Source organism: Chryseobacterium soli (assembly GCF_000737705.1).
Taxonomy (GTDB): domain Bacteria; phylum Bacteroidota; class Bacteroidia; order Flavobacteriales; family Weeksellaceae; genus Chryseobacterium; species Chryseobacterium soli.
In genome coordinates this window covers 48,794-65,831 of the sequence record NZ_JPRH01000004.1, presented here as the reverse complement: position 1 = coordinate 65,831, position 17,038 = coordinate 48,794, and the positions used below count along the sequence as shown (strand labels likewise).

Below are 17,038 nucleotides of genomic sequence, written 5' to 3'. Positions count from 1 at the left end.
TCTCAAAAAACATACTAATTAGTATGTTTTTTAGTATACCTTTGCTGCAGGATAAAAATTACGCCATGTACCAAACCCTTACCTTCCTGCATTCCACATTCCGGTGGTTGGTTCTACTGAGCCTTTTCTATGCTTTGTTCACGGCATACAGAGGATTTTTCTCAAAAAAAGAGTTTTCAAAAACCGCTGATTCTATAAGACACTGGACGGCAACGATTGCCCATATCCAGCTTATTTTAGGAATCCTTTTGTATTCCCAAAGCCCGATTATCAGTTATTTCTGGAAAAATTTCAACACGGCCAAAGCATCTTTTGATCTTTTGTTTTTCGGAATGATCCATATCTTTTTAATGCTAGCCGCGATTGTGATGATCACGATTGGATCCGCATTATCAAAGCGTAGAAAAACCGACCGGGATAAATTCAAAACAATGCTTATATGGTTTTCTGCCGCCCTGGTTATTATCTTCATTGCCATTCCTTGGCCATTTTCCCCTTTTGCTAACAGACCTTATTTCAGATAATTATGCTTGATTTAGTCAAAACAAAAATTGGACGCTTAAGAATTCTTGCTATTTTGGAAGGAATTTCTCTGCTTACCCTTGTGTTTATTGCCGTTCCGTTGAAATATGGGTTCGGAAATCCATCTTTCGTAAAAATGATGGGACCTATTCATGGAACTTTATTTCTTCTTTTTCTGTTCAATACGTTGAGTGTGGGCGTTGAGCAGCACTGGAAGTTTAAAGAAACAACCTGGAAGGTGATCCTTGCCTGTTTTATTCCGTTTGGAACGTTTTATATTGATAAAAAAATTCTCAGTAGATTATGAAGAATATATTGGTTTTTTGCGGGATTATTCTCGCCGTTTACATACTGTACAAAGTGTATCGGTATCAGACACTGGATAAAGGATTAGATCAGCTGGTGAAAAACGGAGCGGTAGTTCTGGATGTAAGAACTGAAAAAGAGTTTGAAATGGGGCATATCAAAGGTTCCGTTAATATTTCTTTAGGGACGATCAGGGAAAGATATATTGAACTTGATCTAAGAAAGTATATATCACCGTTTGTTCTCATGGGCTTCGCAGTGTAAAAGCGGAGAAGATTCTGAAGGAAAAGGGCTTTAAAAAGGTCTACAATGGCGGTGCCTGGAGCGATTTTCAAAAGACCCTGCCATAAATACAATTCCGAAAGAAACACAACATTCCTTCGGAATTGAAATAAATCAGTAAGTAATATAGCTTTCTGCTATTCGTTGATTATCCGGATCTAGAATCCATTATTTTTCATCATTAATCCATACTACTTTTTGCTCCGAATGATGTTCTTTTCCAAGAATATCTCTATATAAATCCGGTCTGCGGGCTTTAATATAGCGGTATCCTCCAGCTTGGGTTAATTTTTCAGGAGTTATAATGGCAGTTTCAAAACTATCATCAAAAGATCGACATTCTGCAATGACATCTCCAAAAGGATCAATGATCATCGAACATCCGTTTTTCAACTGATCTGCATCCATCCCAATCGGATTGGAAAAAATGATATACGCTGCATTATCATAGGCTCTGGACGGAAGCCATTTCATCAGCCAGTCCCGGCCTTTCATCCCATCAAACTCCAACCGCAAAGAAGTGGGATCCGCTTCCCTGTTTTCCCATAGTTTGGGATCTACAAAGCCTGCTCCGGGCCTTGTGGAAGGCGTACACATCGTTACATGAGGCATAAAAATAATATCTGCTCCCAAGAGTTTGGTCGCTCTTACATTTTCGATGATATTATTATCGTAGCAGATCAAGATACCGCATTTCCAGCCATGAATTTCAAACACACAATAGGCATTCCCTGGTGTCAGATTAGGATTGATAAATGGATGAAGCTTCCTATATTTTGCCACTAATCCGTTTTTATCTACACAAACATAGGCTTTGAATAGATTATCATCCTTATCCTTTTCAAAAAGTCCTGCTAATACGGTGATATTAAATTTTGCAGCAATTTCCTGCAGCCTTAGAATACTGCTTCCTTCCGGAATATATTCGGCAATTTCAAGCATTTGATCTTTAGTAAGGTTTCGGGCAAAAGTATAGCCTGTGATGGAACATTCGTGGAATGCTATAACATGGGAGCCTTTAGCAGCAGCTTCGCCGGAGAGTTTTTCAATAACAGAAAGGTTATACTCTTTGTCTCCGCTTCGGTTTTCAAATTGTGCGGTAGAAATTTTGAGGTTGATCATCTTTTTTCTGCAAAGCTACCCTGCATGATCATCTGAAAATTGTAAAAAACCGACATTGGTTTTTATCACGGAAGTTCTATAAAATTGACCGCAAGTTTATTTTCAGTTTTTAGGTACTGTGTAGGCGTCAGTCCGGTATTATTTTTAAAATCTTTAATCAGATGGGACTGATCGGCATAACCTGCGTCATAAGAAAGACTGGTAATATTTTCATCCATATTACGGCTTTTCATAAGGCTCAAGAAATAATGAAGCCGGGTAATATTGCTGTATTTTTTAGGAGAAATCCCAATATAATGATCGAATTTTCTTTCAAGCTGTCTTTCAGAATATCCTGTAAAATTCTCAAGATCTTTTAAGTAGAGAGCTCCTTTATTCTGAAGGATATATTGTTGAGTTGCTTTGATAAGGTGATGATCAGTATCTGTTTTTTTAGATAAAAATGCAGTAAAATACCCATTAAGCTCATGGATAATCACCTTTGGATCAACCTTATAAAAAAGCTTTTCCTGGAAAGGCTGTAAGTCATTTTTTATGACATCTTCCACAGTAATCATCTGATTTTGAATCTCCCGGGCTGAAACTCCTAGCAGCAGATTGAGAAAATAAGGCTGAAACACCACTACAATGAAAGAAAATGCACCTTTGGTAACGAGATCTTTATATCTTGTCGGCTGTCCGTAGAAAAAAGATAACGGTAAATTATTCTCCAGTCCATCCTGATAGATATGGATATCACTGGAAATAATAAGTCCGGTATTTCCGTCAGCAAATAGTCTCAGCTTTTTGATATCGTTTTCGGAATTTTCCAAAAAGATATAATGTTTGATATAGGATGCTAAAGATGCCGAAGGTGCTATTTGCATCCATCAAAATTACGTAAAATAGGCTGAATGACGATAAACTTCCTAAGAAAATCTGAAACTAAAATACTATATTTTAAGCTTTTTTACAATCCATGGTAAGGTAAGTCCCTGTCCTAGGAGAGAAATGAGCACCACCGCGATGGACAGGAAAATAATTTCATTACGCAGCGGAAATGCTTCACCATTATTAATCGTGGTAGGAAGACCCAATGCAATGGCCAGTGAGACAATTCCGCGCATCCCCGACCACGTGATGATAAAACTCGTCTTGGAATCAAACAACGCTTCTTCACTGATGCGTCTTTTCCCCTGAAAAGCTTTCTGCAGGTTGAACTGCTGCAGATATACCCTGACCAGTCTTATCAACAGAGTCAGCAGAACGATAACCGCTGCATATCCTGCATACGTCCATACCTGTACCTCAGGCATCTTTTTTAAAACAATAGGAAATTCTAACCCAATCAATAAGAAAATCAATCCGTTAAGCAGGAAAATAATAACATCCCAGAAATTGCGGGACTGTTCTTTAACGTTATCGGGAAATTTATTCCGGCTCAGCTTCGACATTCCCAATCCTAATACAACAACCGCAATTACCCCTGAAACATGGAAATGTTCCGCGATGAGATACGTTACAAAAGGCATTAAAAGAATGAGACTGATCACCACCATATGATCCTTACGAAACAGCCCGATAATTATTGACAACCCTTTCCATATGACCCAGCCGATCAGAAAACCACCGCCTAAAACCTGTATAAATTCCAACGAAGCTTTCCAGGTGACAAAAGCAACTCCTGTTACCGCAGCTACTGCAAAACGGTATGCTACCAGCGCAGAAGCATCATTGATCAGGCTTTCACCTTCCAGAATGGTAATGGTCTTATGAGAAAGTCCCAATCCTTTCGTTACTCCCACCGCAGCAACAGCATCCGTCGCAGAAAGAATGGCTCCCAGTACAAATGCCAGCGGCCAGGTCATCCCGGGAATAAGATAATAAGCCAGCACGGCAATTCCGGCAGTAGTCAAAAATACAAGTCCTATCGCCAGCGTACCGATGGTGTTGAGATTGGTCTTAAATTGTGGAAATGAAATATTAAAAGCGGCATCATACAGCAATGGTGGTAGAAAAAGAAGCATGATAATTTCAGGATTGATCTCTATTTCAGGCATTGCAGGTATAAAACCTATCAATATTCCTGCAATTAAAAGCAGCATAGGCGTGGGTATTTTAGTTTTACCCGCCAGGCCGGAGATTCCGATCATTAAAGCCATGATCACTAGGATGACCGTATAATTTTCCATGAGAATTCTACTGTATTTTGTAATAATGTATAGCAGATGAACTTTTTCATTCCTATAAACTGTAGTTAAAAATACTAAAAATAATGATTTTAACCCGTTCATACTATATTCTGCATTTTTTTCTTTATCAGCCTTTTATCATGAATATGATACTGGTGTTCATGATCTGAAAAGGATTATCATTGAATTTTTTTCGAGAACACATACCACATTTATATTTTTTTGGTCAGGTTTTTGAAGTTTAGGTTATGAATACAATGCTCAACTTTAGTTTATTTAATTCACAACATAAACCAAATCACTTAAAATATTTTATTATGTCAACAGAAAATCTTACTCATCTTGAGGCCATTAAAAAAATCAAAGAACTGTCGGAAAGCGCAAGAATCTGTATGTTTTGTACGGAACTGGAAACCCTTCCTGTGAATTCCCGCCCTATGTCTCTGCAGGAAACCGATGACAGCGGAAATCTGTGGTTTATCAGCAGTGCCGACAGCAACAAAAATTTTGAAATAAAGGAAGACCGCAGAGTACAGCTGTATTTTATGAACAACGGCGATTCACAGTATCTTTCCGTCTTTGGAACAGCCTCTATTTATAAAGACAAATCGACTATTGAAGAAAAGTGGTCGCCCATGGCTAAAGCCTGGTTTGATGGTAAAGACGATCCTAATGTTACCATTATCCGTGTAGAACCGAAAGAAACCTATTATTGGGATACCAAAGCCGGAAAACTGGTGAGCTTACTAAGTTTTGCTGCTGCGGCCATTACAGGAACTAAAACCAATAATTCAGATGGCGTTGAAGGTAACGCAACCATATAAAAATAAAGAACCGGCTTTGATTGATTCGAAGCCGGTTCTTTATTTTGTAGGATGAAAAATCTGCTATATCAGCTCAATCTGTGTGCCGTAAAAAAGGTGATCTACTCCACTTCAAAAATAGCCTGTATTTCTACAGAAGAATTCACAGGAATGGATGAAGCTCCCAGAGTAGCTCTTGCATGTTTTCCTTTTTCTCCAAACACCTCTACCGTAAGATCGGATGCCACATTCATTAAATCGGCATGTTTGGTATAATCATCTTTGGTATTGAAAATACCTGTCAGCTGTACACATTGTTTTACTTTACTAAGATCTCCACCAACCGCTTCATTTAAAACCGACAATACATTAAGCATAGTAGCTTTTGTAGCTTCTTTTACCTGCTGTTCATTAACATCTACTCCGAGTTTACCGGGATTTAAGATTTTCCCGTCTTTTAAAGCAACCTGATTGATAAAAATTAAATTCCCTGATCTTACAAAAGGTTTGTAATTCCCTGCAGGCTTAGGAACCTGAGGCAGGACAATATTCTTTTGTTGCAGCATCGCCTTGAAATCCATAGGTTTTTCAATCGATGCCGTCTCTTTTTTACTTAATGTTCCTTTCAGTGCCGCCGCAACTTTTGCAAAATTCCTTCCCTGAAGCTGAGCTAGAAGACGTTCGTCTTTCGTAGGTCTTTCAACGTCTTTTAAAGAAGCCACACTGGTGATCCCTAACACTGAATTACCCTGTGGAATAGCTTTGTTCATCGTTTCAGTACCGCGGATTCCGTTGGAAACCAATACCATCCCATGTACAGCCAGACTGTTCCAGAACGACTGCAATGCCAGCTCTTTACCTGCCCCGCTTCCTGCAGACATAAAAACGGTTGCCGGCATTCCTTCGAGTGCGTGATTCGTCCATAAATTTACGGTTTTAGATAAAAACTCGCTCATTCCGGTGCTGATATTTCCAAAGTATACGGGTGAGCCAAAAGCAATTCCGTCATAAGATGCCAATTCATCTACGGTAGCTACAGGAATGTTCTTTAATTTTTGGCTGGAAGATTCTTTCACCTGTTTAATAACGGCTGATGCATGATTGCTGCTTTCAATCCCTGCGGCTATTTCTTTTGCCAGTTCATAGGTTCCTCCGTTATCCGAATGGATCAGGACCAATACATGTGCTTTATTGTCTTGTGCCATCATAGCGTTGATTTTTAATAATAAAATAAATACGAAAAGTGAACTTAATTTTTTCATTCTGAATAGGATATAAATATAGGGACAAAAATAGTATTGTCGTTTTTATTAAATTTGCCAAAAATAATATACAGAACGACATGGTAAAATGCGGATTAGTCCAGCAGAATGACAGCCTTTTCATTGATTCAATTGAAAAAGAAGCCTATGTATGGTGTGAACAGAACTGGAAACATGATGATCATGAGCACACTCATGAACGGGCGCAGCTGACTTATGTGGAAGAAGGATATCAGTATTTTCATATTGACCGCAGGATTTATCTGGTTCCCCAGCATCATGTAATCTGGATTCCTTCCGGAAAAGCGCACCGGATAACTACTGAAGCAACTACGGTGAATCTGATGGTATTTTTATTCTCTACAGTCTTCGAGGAACCTTTTTATCAGCAGGCACATGTTTTTGCCGTTCCTCCGGTTTTAAAGGAAATGCTGCTGTATGCTTCAAAATGGAATAAATTACTGACGGATAATGAAGAGCAGGATATCTTTTTTAAAGCAATCTTAAAAAGTCTTCCCAATTTCTGCAATGAAGGCAGCCATCTGGAAATCCCTGTTCCCGCTGATATCCGGCTGATTCCGGTGTGTACCTATATTAATTCAAATTTCAAATATAATCTGGATATGGATCTTCTTGCAGAAAAAACACAAATGTCGGTAAGAAGCCTTCAGAGAACATTCAAAAAAGAGACAGGAATTACGCTTCAGAAATATCTCCAGCTGACAAGAATTTTAAAAAGCATTGAACTGCTGGATACCAAACGGTTTACTTTAAGCGAAGTAGCATATAAAGTCGGCTATCAAAGCCTGTCTGCTTTTACTACCTCCTATTTTGCAATCATGAAGTCGAAGCCACAGGCTAGAAAGCATTAAATAAGATTATTACTGCTGTTTTTATTGAAAATTAATTATTTATCCGTTAACAATCAGTCCGCCGTTTGGATGAATGACCTGACCCGTGATCTGTGCAGCATCACTACTGGCTAGGAACAGGAAACTTGCTGCAATTTCTTCCGGACTTGCATTGCGTTCAAAAGGAGGTTGATGGGTATTTTCCTCTTCTTCTCCAAATGTGGCTTTGGTAAGCGGTGTAGCAACGGGTCCCGGAGCCACCGCGTTGATACGGATTCCTTTTGGTTTTGCCTGCAAAGCCAGAGAACGGGTAAAAGAGACAATTGCTCCTTTGGTAGCCGAGTAATCGAGCAGTTCGGCATGTCCCTGATAAGCTGCTGCAGAAGTTGTATTTACAATGCTGCTTCCTTCTTTTAAATGCGGAAAAACAACTTTAGTCAGTAAGATCATACCTACAATATTAGAATCAAATGTTTTTCTGATATTGGATTCTTGTAAATTTTCGATATTGTCTGAAGGAAACTGGACACCTGCATTGTTGATCAGAATATCAATACCACCAAAGGTCTGGATCATTTCATCAACTGTTTTCTGACAAAATTCATAATCATTAATATCTCCCTGGAAAATAATACATTCTCTTCCCAGTGCTTCAATTTCTGATTTGGTCTTTTCGGCATCTTCTTTATTGGTGTGATAAATAACTGCAATATCAGCACCTTGCTGTGCAAAAAGCAGCGCTACTGCCTTCCCGATACCGCTGTCCGCTCCTGTAATAAGAACCGACTTGTCTTTTAATCTTAACTCCCCCATAAAAAACTATTGCAAAATCAGTAAACGGTTCATCTCACTTTTAAAGCATCCCAGGATAAATTCTGTATAATACAATTGAGCATTGAGGGCCTGTGTTTTATGATGCAGTTCCAGTTTTTTGGTCAGGACAATTTCTCCTTTGTATGAAAAAGAGAAGTAAGCAAATATTTTGTAATCAGACTCTTTGGTTGGGGTACAGTATCCGGTGGTAGCTATAGACCAGTCGGACTGAAATAATTTTGCAACCTGCAGTGCCATTGTCTGTGCTATATTTTCGGAAACACAATCGCATTCTTCGGCTTCTTCCTGATCAACATTCAGAAGTCTTACCTTTTCAGGAAGCATATAGGCCGTCATTCCACCTTTATAAAATAAAGAGGCATCCGGCATTTGTGAAAATGCAACCTGCAAACAGCCTGAAGTAACGCTTTCTACAATAGAAATAGTTTCGTTGGTAGTTAATAGCGACTGGCTGATATATTCTAATAGGTTCTTTTGAAATTCCATAATAATAAGTGATTTTGGTGTGATGTGGGATTTATTCTAGAGTTTCCTTTTCAACCCCTAAGGTGCTCAGTAGTTTATTCAGATATTCTTCTTCCTTCAAAACCTTATAGTAAGCTGTTTTTGCATACAAGGTAAAAGAAGGGCTTTCAATTTCTATTGCTGAATCTTTTTCATATTCAATGACAGCACTTTCATTGTGATATTCGCGGATATGGAGAATATATTCCTGAATATATGTATCAATAACGTTCTTTATAATGTCACACTGGGCATTGCTTTTTATTTTTTCCAGAGACTTGATCAAAAATGCTGTAACTCCGTAAGAATTAATAACACTCGGAAACAAAGATTCATTCTCGATAACATTATTTTTATCGTGCAGACTCCAGAATTTTAATGTGTCGTTTTCAAAAATCATAGTTTTTCAGGTATTAATTGTCAGAAATTTTTAAATATTTTTCAAAATAATGAAGGTCTTCTTTATCTTTGATAGAGAGATAAAACATAATCTGCTCCGGCTCTTTCGTTCCTATGCTACTGAAACAATCGAAGTGGGCAATCAGCGCCTGAATATTTTCAATATGAATATCCTTCAAAATTACAAACAGCAAAAAGATATTTTCTTTGATCTCTTTCGCATAAATAGTAGCGCCCTCTCCAAACCAGGAGCCTTCATTATTCACTCTTATGAAGTTTTTATGCTTCAGCGCCTTTACTATTTTTTGACCCTTCATGAGTTGAGTTAGCGGTTAAAATAAGCCACATAGAGAAACTCTACATGACTTATTATTTATTACGATTGTTTTTTAATGGATATGCCGGTATTTTAATACCTTAAGAACTATATTTTTATTTATTATTTTGATACTGAGTTCTTTTCCAAATATACAACTCTATAATTCACTTTTTTATGATCCGGATCATAGCTAACACTTTTAATAGAGAATTTTTCTGCTCTCCAGAGACAGGATATTCTCTTTCTCCATTTTTTTCAATGCTCTGATAACGGTTTCTACTCTCAGACCGGTAAGGCTGGCGATCTGCTGCCTGGTGAGCTCCACATTAAAGGCCTGTCCGCATTCACCGTCATGGTAACTTTTAAGATAATCCATAAGACCTTTAAGCCTTGAGACCGGACTTTGAGATGCCATGCTCTGGATCATAATCGATTTGAAATAAAGCCTGTGCGAAAGGCAGGCATTCATAGATACCGACAGATGCGGATGTTCTTTCAGGAGTTCGAGGAAGTTGTCTTTAGGCACTCTGATAACTTCAGATGGTAGCAGGCAAACAGCATTCATTGGATAAGCCTTTTCCAAAAAAAGCATTGAATCTCCAAAACTCTGATTCTTTGCCAATATATTATGAATGAATTCTTTTCCACTTTCATCATAATTGTTAAGCTTCACTTTTCCTTCTTCAATCTGAAAATAATACATCGCATGATCGCCTTCCCTGTATACTAATTCTCCTTTTTTATATGATTTATCCTCCGCACCGAAAGCCCGTAAAAGACTTCCATCGATATTCATACAGCTTATTGTTTTCATAATAATGTGTTTTTTAAATTTTAATCACACAAATTTGTTTTTTAATATAAAATTTTACGATCTTTAATTTTAACGATTTTATCTCTTTCCATTCCTTTTATTGTTCTTATAGCGGTCTCTACACACAGTCCTGTGAGGCTTGCCACCTGCTTTCTGGTGAAAGGAATCAGGAAGGAATATGGCGCATCACTTCTTCCATGTAAATTTTTAAGATAATCCATGAGTCCCCGGATCCTTGTGGCAGGATGCTGAGAAGAAATATTCTGCATCATAATAAACTTATAGTACAGACCCTGAGACAGAAAAGTACTTATTTCCAGGAACAGCTGTGGGGTCTGATTCAATAAATCAAAAAACTGCGCTTTAGGAAGTCTCAGAACCCGGCATTCAGTAATAACTTCTGCATTCATGGGATAAGGCTTGCCAATAAAAAGGATTGATTCTCCACAGCTCTGTCCGGCTGACAGAATGTTCTGAATAAATTCCTTTCCATCTTCACTATAATTGTTGAGCTTCACTTCTCCACTTATGATCTGGTAGTAATAGGTGGGTACATCGCCTTCGCTGAAAATATATTCCGAGGGACTGTAGCACATCATGCTAGCTCCCGCTGAGCGTAAAATATTCTCATTAATAACCATAATAATTTGCTTTTTTAATGTTGGGTTAAAGTTTTTAAGTCAATTATTCTAGTAAAAACAAATTGGAATCTTGAACTATCCCTAGCAAATCTTAAACCGATTTTTTTATTTTATTGTTAAAAAAAGTTAATTTTGTTAAGTAAATTAAGAATTTAAAGATTATTTATTTGAATCTCACTTAAATATGAAATTATGTGTTACATATTTACAAATATTTGTGGTAATTATCTTAAAACATTCCATTTTTTAATAACATGAAGGTTCAGCAATAAAAAATCCATAATAAAATTATGGATATAAGAAATATATTGAATATTTATAAACAGCATCAATATATTTTATTTAGCAAATTTTTTAGTTCCAGCAACACATAGAATAACCCCAACAGTTACTCCGAGCATTCCCATACTCACCTGCTCATGAAGAAAATAAGCAGCCAGCGCCAATCCAAAAAACGGCTGTAAAAGCTGTAACTGACCCACGGTTGTGATTCCGCCCTGCGCCAACCCTTTATACCAGAATATAAAACCTATAAACATGCTGAACAAAGAAATATAGGCCAATCCAAACCATCCATTCACCGTAACATCTTGTATGTTATCCGGAAAATAGATGAAGAATAATGGAATCATCAACGGTAAAGACAGCACCAGCGCCCACGAAATCACCTGCCATCCCCCTAATGTTTTAGAAAGTTTTGCACCTTCAGCATAGCCCATTCCACATAAGATTACCGCTACCAACATCAGGATATCTCCTATAGGCGATGCAGAAATCCCCTGAGCAACTGCATACCCAATTACTAAAAGACTGCCAACAATCGAAAAAAACCAAAATACAGGATGTGGCCTTTCTCCACCACGGAAAACTCCAAATATGGCTGTTGCCAGAGGGAGCATTCCCAAAAATACAATAGAATGTGCCGAAGTTAAATACTGAAGTGCCAATGCAGAAAGAAGCGGAAACCCAATCACACAGCCAATTGACACCAGTATCAATGGAAATATCTGATTTTTTGCTGGACGTTTTTCTTTATAAACCAATAAAACACCCAATGCAAGGACACCGGCAATTCCAGCACGGGCAATCGTTACAAAAATGGGACTCATATCCATTACCGCTAATTTTGTGGCCGGCATAGATCCACTAAACAGTAAAACCCCGATAAAACCGTTAATCCATCCACTTAAAGCCTGTTCTTTTGATATTTTTTCTGTGATCATTTGATGTACATTTTATTTATTGAAGCAAAATTAGAAAGGATAAACGGATAAACACAGTATCAGTTTTGTATATTTACATGAGCACAGTTGAACTATGAGTAAAGAATTTTTATACACAGAAATAGCTAACGGGATTGCCGCACAGATCAGAAGCGGCGCTTTAAAATCGGGTGATAAACTTCCATCCGTAAGAACGTTATGCAAGGAACACCAGATCAGTATGAATACGGCAAAACGTATTTTCCTGGAACTGGAATCCCAATCGCTTATTGATTCAAAACCGCAATCGGGGTATTTTGTCAGTGCTTCTCTTGCGATTACCCTGCCTCTGCCCGAAGCCAGCCGTCCTTCTTTAATTGCCAATCATAATGAACCCGATGAACTGATCAGTACCGTATATGAAAATATGGGTAAAAATGATCTTACCCTTTTCTCTATTGCCATTCCATCCGGGGATCTTTTGCCGCTGGCTAAGCTTAAAAAAGAAATTGTAAGCGCAACAAGAGCCTTAAAAGCAGGCGGAACGGAATACGAAGAACTTCAGGGTAATCTTAAATTAAGAAGAATGATCGCTCTTCGATCATTATCATGGGGTGGAAATTTTAATGAGACCGATTTGGTGACCACCAACGGCGGTATGAATGCTTTATCCTTCTGCTTAATGGCTTTAGGGAAGCCAGGAGACACCATTGCTATAGAAAGTCCGTGCTATCCGGGTATTTTGCAGTTAGCAACCGGTTTAGGGCTTAAAGTACTGGAACTCCCCACGCATCCTTCAACAGGAATTGAAATAGAAACGCTGAAAAAAGTAATTCCTGCTATTGATATCTGTCTGTTGATTCCCAATTTCAATACCCCGCTGGGAAGCTGTATGTCCGATGAAAACAAAAAAGAAGTGGTAAGATTACTGGCAGAACACAATATCCCTTTGATTGAAGATGATGTTTATGGAGATATTTATTTCGGATCCCATCGCCCTAAATGCTGTAAATCATTTGATAAAGAAGGGAACGTTTTATATTGCAGCTCCATATCAAAAACACTGGCACCGGGATACCGTGTCGGATGGATTGCCCCCGGAAAATATAAAGATAAAATCCTGAAACTTAAACTCCTCCACTCCACTTCCTCTATTTCGATTGTGAATGAGGCTGTAGCCAATTTCCTGAAAACAGGAAGATATGAAAAACACCTTCATCAGTTGCGGAAAACGCTTCAGAGTAATTATCAGAATTATGTGCAGACCATCGCCGAATCTTTTCCTGCAGGCACAAAAACAAGCCGGCCTCAGGGCGGACTTTCTCTCTGGGTTGAATTTGATAAAAATATCCAGACCAGAAAACTGTATGACCTAGCCATCAAGGAAAATATAAGCATTGCTCCCGGCAGGATGTTTACCCTCCAGGATCAGTTTGAAAACTGTATGCGTTTGTGTATAGGCCTCCCATGGTCTGAAGAAACCAGGCTTAAACTCCAGCAGGTCGGAAATATGGCTAAAAAACTATAACGGCTATTTATCTGGAACAAAGTTTTTTCTGGCCAGTTCTTTTCTGACACGGCTAAGACTTTCGGGAGTAATACCGAGATAAGAGGCGATCATCCATTGCGGGACTCTAAGCAGCAAATCAGGATACATTTTGATGAACTTCATGTATCGCTCTTCTGCTGTCTCACCAAGCAAAGAATTGATCCTGTTCTGAAGACTTCTGATATGCTTCTGTAGCAGAATATCACTTCTCTCAATGCTGTTCGGAAACTGCTCAACCAGTTTATTGAAAAAATCAGGGTGTAGAAATAAAATCTCAGAATCCTCAACCGCTTCTATGTAATAATTGGATTTTTCATTGAAATAAAGACTGCTTCGGTCGGATATCAGCCAGCTTTCAGGAGCAAACTGAATAATATGTTCTTTTCCGTTTTTATCAATGGAATACATTTTTATAAGGCCTTTTTCTACAAAGAAAATATATCTGCAGATTTCACCATACTGTAAAAGAAACTGGTTTTTCGGAATTTTTTTTACTTCATAATGCAGACTGCACATGTTCACCTTTTCAATGGGAACATTTAAGACCTGAGCTAAATAATTGTTGATGTTCTTCATTATACAAGCTGGCTTATAGATATGTCCTGATGCGAAGCGTTTTTAACCGCCTTCCCGTTTTCAATTACAATTAATTGGGGACTTTCATGTCTGATCCCGAATTCCTCAGCTATTTTATTTGAAATAGGTCTGTGAGCCAGCAAATCCAGATAATACAAATCTGCTGCCTGCTGATCACTGTTTTCCAATTCTTTTTCAAAATTCCTCAATACCGTTTTACTAATAAAACAGCTTGTAGAATGCTTAAATATAGCAATCCGTCCTGTGTGCGATTGTTCAATAGCAGCTGCTAAATCTTCCTCAGACTGTATTTTTTTCCAGAAAGATTTCTGTTGCGATTGCTCTTCCTTTCCGCCAAATATTTTATCAAAAAAACTCATATATTAAACTGTTTAAAATGGTGATTCAGATGTTTATATTCTAAAAATCCCCAGTCTTTCTCTGTCATTTCACCAAAAAGTTCATGTCTGTCAGGGAGATTTTTATGTTCAAATGCTTTCCAATATGCCTCTAATGTTTGTAAGAGTTCTTTTTTGGTTTCATCAAAATCACATTCAAAATTAACGATAAGTTTTTGAAAAGTAGGCATGTTTCGGGGAATTCCATTATTAAATAGCTGCATTTCTATTTTTGCCATAATTCCTATTGCCCCAAAAATGACATTGACACGCGGGAGATCAATGTTTTTCAACGCCACCTGCAGAACAAGATCACAATGCTTCATCATTTGGGCAGCCTTCATTTTTCCCCATTTTGCAGGAGAATCTTCTGAAAGACCGGAAATTCTTTGCCGGATTTCCTCAAAATCAGCTCGGTTATGCAGACTTTTTTTCACCAGCCCTTTTCGATCTTCAGATTTTCTATGTGCGCAAAATGGTGGTTGCAATGCCAAACATAGATTGCAAGATAATTTCTTAAATCATAATCTTTGTTTTGCTCCGGATGATGAAAAGTCCGCTCAAACTGTTTATTGGTGAGACTTTTAAGCAACGCAGCCCATCTCTGGTGCGTTCCTTTAATCATTCTCATGGCAGGTTTTATCGGCATATTTACACTGTCCTGAAGTTCCGCCCATTTGGCTTCATCATAGGGGCGTATAGTTGGGTTATCCTCCGTTAAGGCCAGTTTAAGACGAATAAAACTGTTGATATGGCTGTCTGCAATATGATTAACGAGCTGTCTTACCGTCCAGCCTCCTTCCCTGTAAGGGGTATCCAACTGATCATCAGAAAGGTCTTCTATTAAGTTTTTAAGCTTTTCCGGAAAGTTTTTGATGACTTTAATATATTCATCAAGCTTGATATCGCAAATGTTTGCAGGCTGTTGGTACTCGCCTATTGGAAACCTTTTCTGGTCTAAGTTGGTCATTGTATCAGTTTTAATTGTATGGTTGTCGTTTTGTCCGGCGACTCTTTTTTTAGACAATTTATTTAACTATTTGTTATTGTAAATTTATCAAAAATTCAAGAATCTAAAATGAAAAAAATGTTAATTGTCCCCTATTATAATTTATAAGCCAGGAATGTGTAAATTAACCAACAGATTTATGGCTAAAAAAAGCCTCAATGTTGTTACCATCGAAGCTTTTTGTTGAAATTTATATGCTAATAACCGTGAAGGTTAATATCCTCTGTTCTTTGTAAAGTCACTTTCTTGCCCATCTTCTTTTGAATCACTCTGAAGTGCTGCAGTTCATCATCCGTTAAAAGACTGATGGCAGTCCCTTTTTCGTTGGCACGACCTGTTCTACCAATACGGTGAATGTAATCTAAAGGCGAACGGGGCAATTCGTAATTGATAACGCAAGGTAAAGACTCGATGTGAATACCACGGCCAATTAAGTCTGTAGCAACCAGAATCTGGGCACCGTTTACTTTAAATTCTTCTAAATTATTTCTACGGGCACCTTGTGATTTTTGACTGTGGATGGCTACTGCCTTAATTTTATTCTTTTTAAGTTTTTCCACTAAACTATCTGCAGATTTGGTAGATGAAACAAAAATTAAAGCTTTTTCAACCTTCTTTTCTTTGATTAAATACCGTAAGAAAGGACCTTTGTTCTCCGGAGAAACGTGATAAGCCAACTGCTCAATATTATCGATCTCAACTTCTTCTTTTTTAATTTCAATAATGGTAGGATGGATGGATAAACGTTCTTTCATTTCGGCAACCTTATCATTCAACGTTGCTGAGAATAAAGTCGTTTGCTTCATGACCGGCATCATCGCGAAAAGCTTATTCATTTCTTCTTCAAAGCCTAACTGAAACATTTTATCAGCTTCATCGATCACCAAATGTTGAATTCCTGAAATGCTCAGCGCCTTATGATCAATTAAATCCAGCAAACGTCCGGGTGTTGCGATCAGAATCTCTACCCCAAACATTCCTTTCATCTGTGGATTGATAGAAACCCCGCCATATACAGCCATCGTACGGATTTCACGCTTTAAATTCTCCGTGAAAGCCCTGAACACTTCATCAATCTGAATCGCTAACTCACGGGTAGGAACCAATATCAACACCTGAATATTACGGTCTTTTTTACTTTCTGTATGCTGTAATTTTTCTAAAATAGGCATTACAAAACAAGCCGTTTTTCCGGAACCGGTCTGTGCAATTCCCATCAGATCCTTTCCCTGCATAATGACAGGAATAGCCTGCTCCTGAATGGGAAATGGTTTCAGATAGCCTAATTTGTTGACAGAATGAATAATATTGTGTGATAATCCTAACGACTCAAATGACATAAAAATACTTATTTCCTGCAAAGATAAGCTATTGACAGTTGGTTTATAACCTGAAACCTGATACTGGTTGTAATTATTTTCTTTTTAGATTGAAAAACCTTTATACCAAAATGTTTCAGAGAATGCCGATTTGT

22 protein-coding genes are annotated in these 17,038 nt (G+C 38.0%); 6 read left to right on the top strand and 16 right to left on the bottom strand.

Translation table 11 applies throughout. The features are described 5' to 3' along the window. Positions 1–23 precede the first annotated feature (23 nt). Genes IW15_RS10550 through IW15_RS10540 form a run of 3 tightly spaced genes read left to right on the top strand, consistent with a single transcriptional unit; the run spans position 24 to position 1,092 of the window. Entirely contained in the window at positions 24–524 is a 501-nt protein-coding gene (locus IW15_RS10550; protein ID WP_228384344.1) for a hypothetical protein, read from the top strand. 2 nt (positions 525–526) lie between these two features. Beyond that, the gene (locus IW15_RS10545) at positions 527–829 is read left to right on the top strand and encodes a DUF3817 domain-containing protein (RefSeq protein ID WP_034711235.1); all 303 of its coding nucleotides are present in this window, start codon (positions 527–529) and stop codon (positions 827–829) included. Next, complete coding sequence (locus IW15_RS10540) at positions 826–1,092, top strand: rhodanese-like domain-containing protein (protein ID WP_228384343.1); 267 nt, start codon at positions 826–828, stop codon at positions 1,090–1,092. Before IW15_RS10545 ends, IW15_RS10540 begins: the two co-directional genes overlap by 4 nt. Before the next feature lie 186 nt (positions 1,093–1,278). On the opposite strand, the gene IW15_RS10535 is transcribed toward IW15_RS10540, so the two are convergent. The 3 genes from IW15_RS10535 to IW15_RS10525 form a co-directional block, all read right to left on the bottom strand. Continuing rightward, on the bottom strand, positions 1,279–2,232 hold the full coding sequence (locus IW15_RS10535; protein ID WP_034711233.1) for a nitrilase family protein: 954 nt from the start codon (positions 2,230–2,232) through the stop codon (positions 1,279–1,281). 65 nt (positions 2,233–2,297) lie between these two features. Then, positions 2,298–3,098 (bottom strand): AraC family transcriptional regulator, encoded by an 801-nt coding sequence (locus tag IW15_RS10530; protein ID WP_034711231.1) that lies wholly within the window; start codon positions 3,096–3,098, stop codon positions 2,298–2,300. 66 nt (positions 3,099–3,164) lie between these two features. Beyond that, positions 3,165–4,403 (bottom strand): Na+/H+ antiporter, encoded by a 1,239-nt coding sequence (locus IW15_RS10525; RefSeq protein ID WP_034711228.1) that lies wholly within the window; start codon positions 4,401–4,403, stop codon positions 3,165–3,167. A 317-nt stretch (positions 4,404–4,720) separates the two neighbouring features. Between IW15_RS10525 and IW15_RS10520 the strand changes: the two genes are divergently transcribed. Next, on the top strand, positions 4,721–5,227 hold the full coding sequence (locus tag IW15_RS10520) for a pyridoxamine 5'-phosphate oxidase family protein (protein WP_034711225.1): 507 nt from the start codon (positions 4,721–4,723) through the stop codon (positions 5,225–5,227). A gap of 101 nt (positions 5,228–5,328) precedes the next feature. On the opposite strand, the gene IW15_RS10515 is transcribed toward IW15_RS10520, so the two are convergent. After that, complete coding sequence (locus IW15_RS10515) at positions 5,329–6,468, bottom strand: NAD(P)H:quinone oxidoreductase (RefSeq protein WP_034711222.1); 1,140 nt, start codon at positions 6,466–6,468, stop codon at positions 5,329–5,331. A gap of 80 nt (positions 6,469–6,548) precedes the next feature. On the opposite strand from IW15_RS10515, the gene IW15_RS10510 reads away from it, so the two are divergent. Next, entirely contained in the window at positions 6,549–7,340 is a 792-nt protein-coding gene (locus tag IW15_RS10510; protein ID WP_228384342.1) for a helix-turn-helix domain-containing protein, read from the top strand. Positions 7,341–7,379: 39 nt separating this feature from the next. Here the strand turns inward: IW15_RS10510 and IW15_RS10505 are convergent, their stop codons facing one another. The 7 genes from IW15_RS10505 to IW15_RS10475 all read right to left on the bottom strand — a co-directional run bounded on the left by IW15_RS10505 (position 7,380) and on the right by IW15_RS10475 (position 12,053). Next, positions 7,380–8,132: an SDR family oxidoreductase gene (locus IW15_RS10505; protein WP_034711216.1), complete on the bottom strand. Its 753-nt coding sequence runs from the start codon at positions 8,130–8,132 to the stop codon at positions 7,380–7,382. A gap of 6 nt (positions 8,133–8,138) precedes the next feature. After that, on the bottom strand, positions 8,139–8,639 hold the full coding sequence (locus IW15_RS10500) for a CinA family protein (RefSeq protein ID WP_034711214.1): 501 nt from the start codon (positions 8,637–8,639) through the stop codon (positions 8,139–8,141). Positions 8,640–8,670: 31 nt separating this feature from the next. Continuing rightward, positions 8,671–9,057, bottom strand: a complete 387-nt coding sequence (locus IW15_RS10495) for a hypothetical protein (protein ID WP_034711212.1) — start codon at positions 9,055–9,057, stop codon at positions 8,671–8,673. Positions 9,058–9,070: 13 nt separating this feature from the next. Then, positions 9,071–9,373 carry a hypothetical protein gene (locus IW15_RS10490; RefSeq protein ID WP_034711210.1) on the bottom strand — a complete coding sequence of 101 codons (303 nt, stop codon included), beginning with the start codon at positions 9,371–9,373 and terminating at the stop codon, positions 9,071–9,073. 201 nt (positions 9,374–9,574) lie between these two features. Then, entirely contained in the window at positions 9,575–10,189 is a 615-nt protein-coding gene (locus IW15_RS10485) for a Crp/Fnr family transcriptional regulator (RefSeq protein ID WP_051881936.1), read from the bottom strand. 41 nt (positions 10,190–10,230) lie between these two features. Beyond that, complete coding sequence (locus IW15_RS10480) at positions 10,231–10,830, bottom strand: Crp/Fnr family transcriptional regulator (RefSeq protein ID WP_034711209.1); 600 nt, start codon at positions 10,828–10,830, stop codon at positions 10,231–10,233. 338 nt (positions 10,831–11,168) lie between these two features. Continuing rightward, complete coding sequence (locus tag IW15_RS10475) at positions 11,169–12,053, bottom strand: DMT family transporter (protein WP_034711206.1); 885 nt, start codon at positions 12,051–12,053, stop codon at positions 11,169–11,171. A 94-nt stretch (positions 12,054–12,147) separates the two neighbouring features. On the opposite strand from IW15_RS10475, the gene IW15_RS10470 reads away from it, so the two are divergent. Continuing rightward, positions 12,148–13,560, top strand: a complete 1,413-nt coding sequence (locus tag IW15_RS10470; RefSeq protein ID WP_034711204.1) for an aminotransferase-like domain-containing protein — start codon at positions 12,148–12,150, stop codon at positions 13,558–13,560. A gap of 3 nt (positions 13,561–13,563) precedes the next feature. On the opposite strand, the gene IW15_RS10465 is transcribed toward IW15_RS10470, so the two are convergent. The 5 genes from IW15_RS10465 to IW15_RS10445 form a co-directional block, all read right to left on the bottom strand. Further along, positions 13,564–14,157: a Crp/Fnr family transcriptional regulator gene (locus IW15_RS10465; RefSeq protein ID WP_034711202.1), complete on the bottom strand. Its 594-nt coding sequence runs from the start codon at positions 14,155–14,157 to the stop codon at positions 13,564–13,566. Continuing rightward, positions 14,157–14,537 (bottom strand): bacillithiol system redox-active protein YtxJ, encoded by a 381-nt coding sequence (ytxJ, locus tag IW15_RS10460; RefSeq protein WP_034711200.1) that lies wholly within the window; start codon positions 14,535–14,537, stop codon positions 14,157–14,159. Before ytxJ ends, IW15_RS10465 begins: the two co-directional genes overlap by 1 nt. Beyond that, on the bottom strand, positions 14,534–14,992 hold the full coding sequence (locus IW15_RS10455; protein ID WP_228384341.1) for a DUF1569 domain-containing protein: 459 nt from the start codon (positions 14,990–14,992) through the stop codon (positions 14,534–14,536). Before IW15_RS10455 ends, ytxJ begins: the two co-directional genes overlap by 4 nt. Next, positions 14,989–15,525: a YfiT family bacillithiol transferase gene (locus IW15_RS10450; protein ID WP_034711830.1), complete on the bottom strand. Its 537-nt coding sequence runs from the start codon at positions 15,523–15,525 to the stop codon at positions 14,989–14,991. The genes IW15_RS10455 and IW15_RS10450 overlap by 4 nt, the downstream gene beginning before the upstream one ends. Positions 15,526–15,761: 236 nt before the next feature. After that, entirely contained in the window at positions 15,762–16,904 is a 1,143-nt protein-coding gene (locus IW15_RS10445) for a DEAD/DEAH box helicase (protein ID WP_034711198.1), read from the bottom strand. Positions 16,905–17,038: the final 134 nt, after the last annotated feature.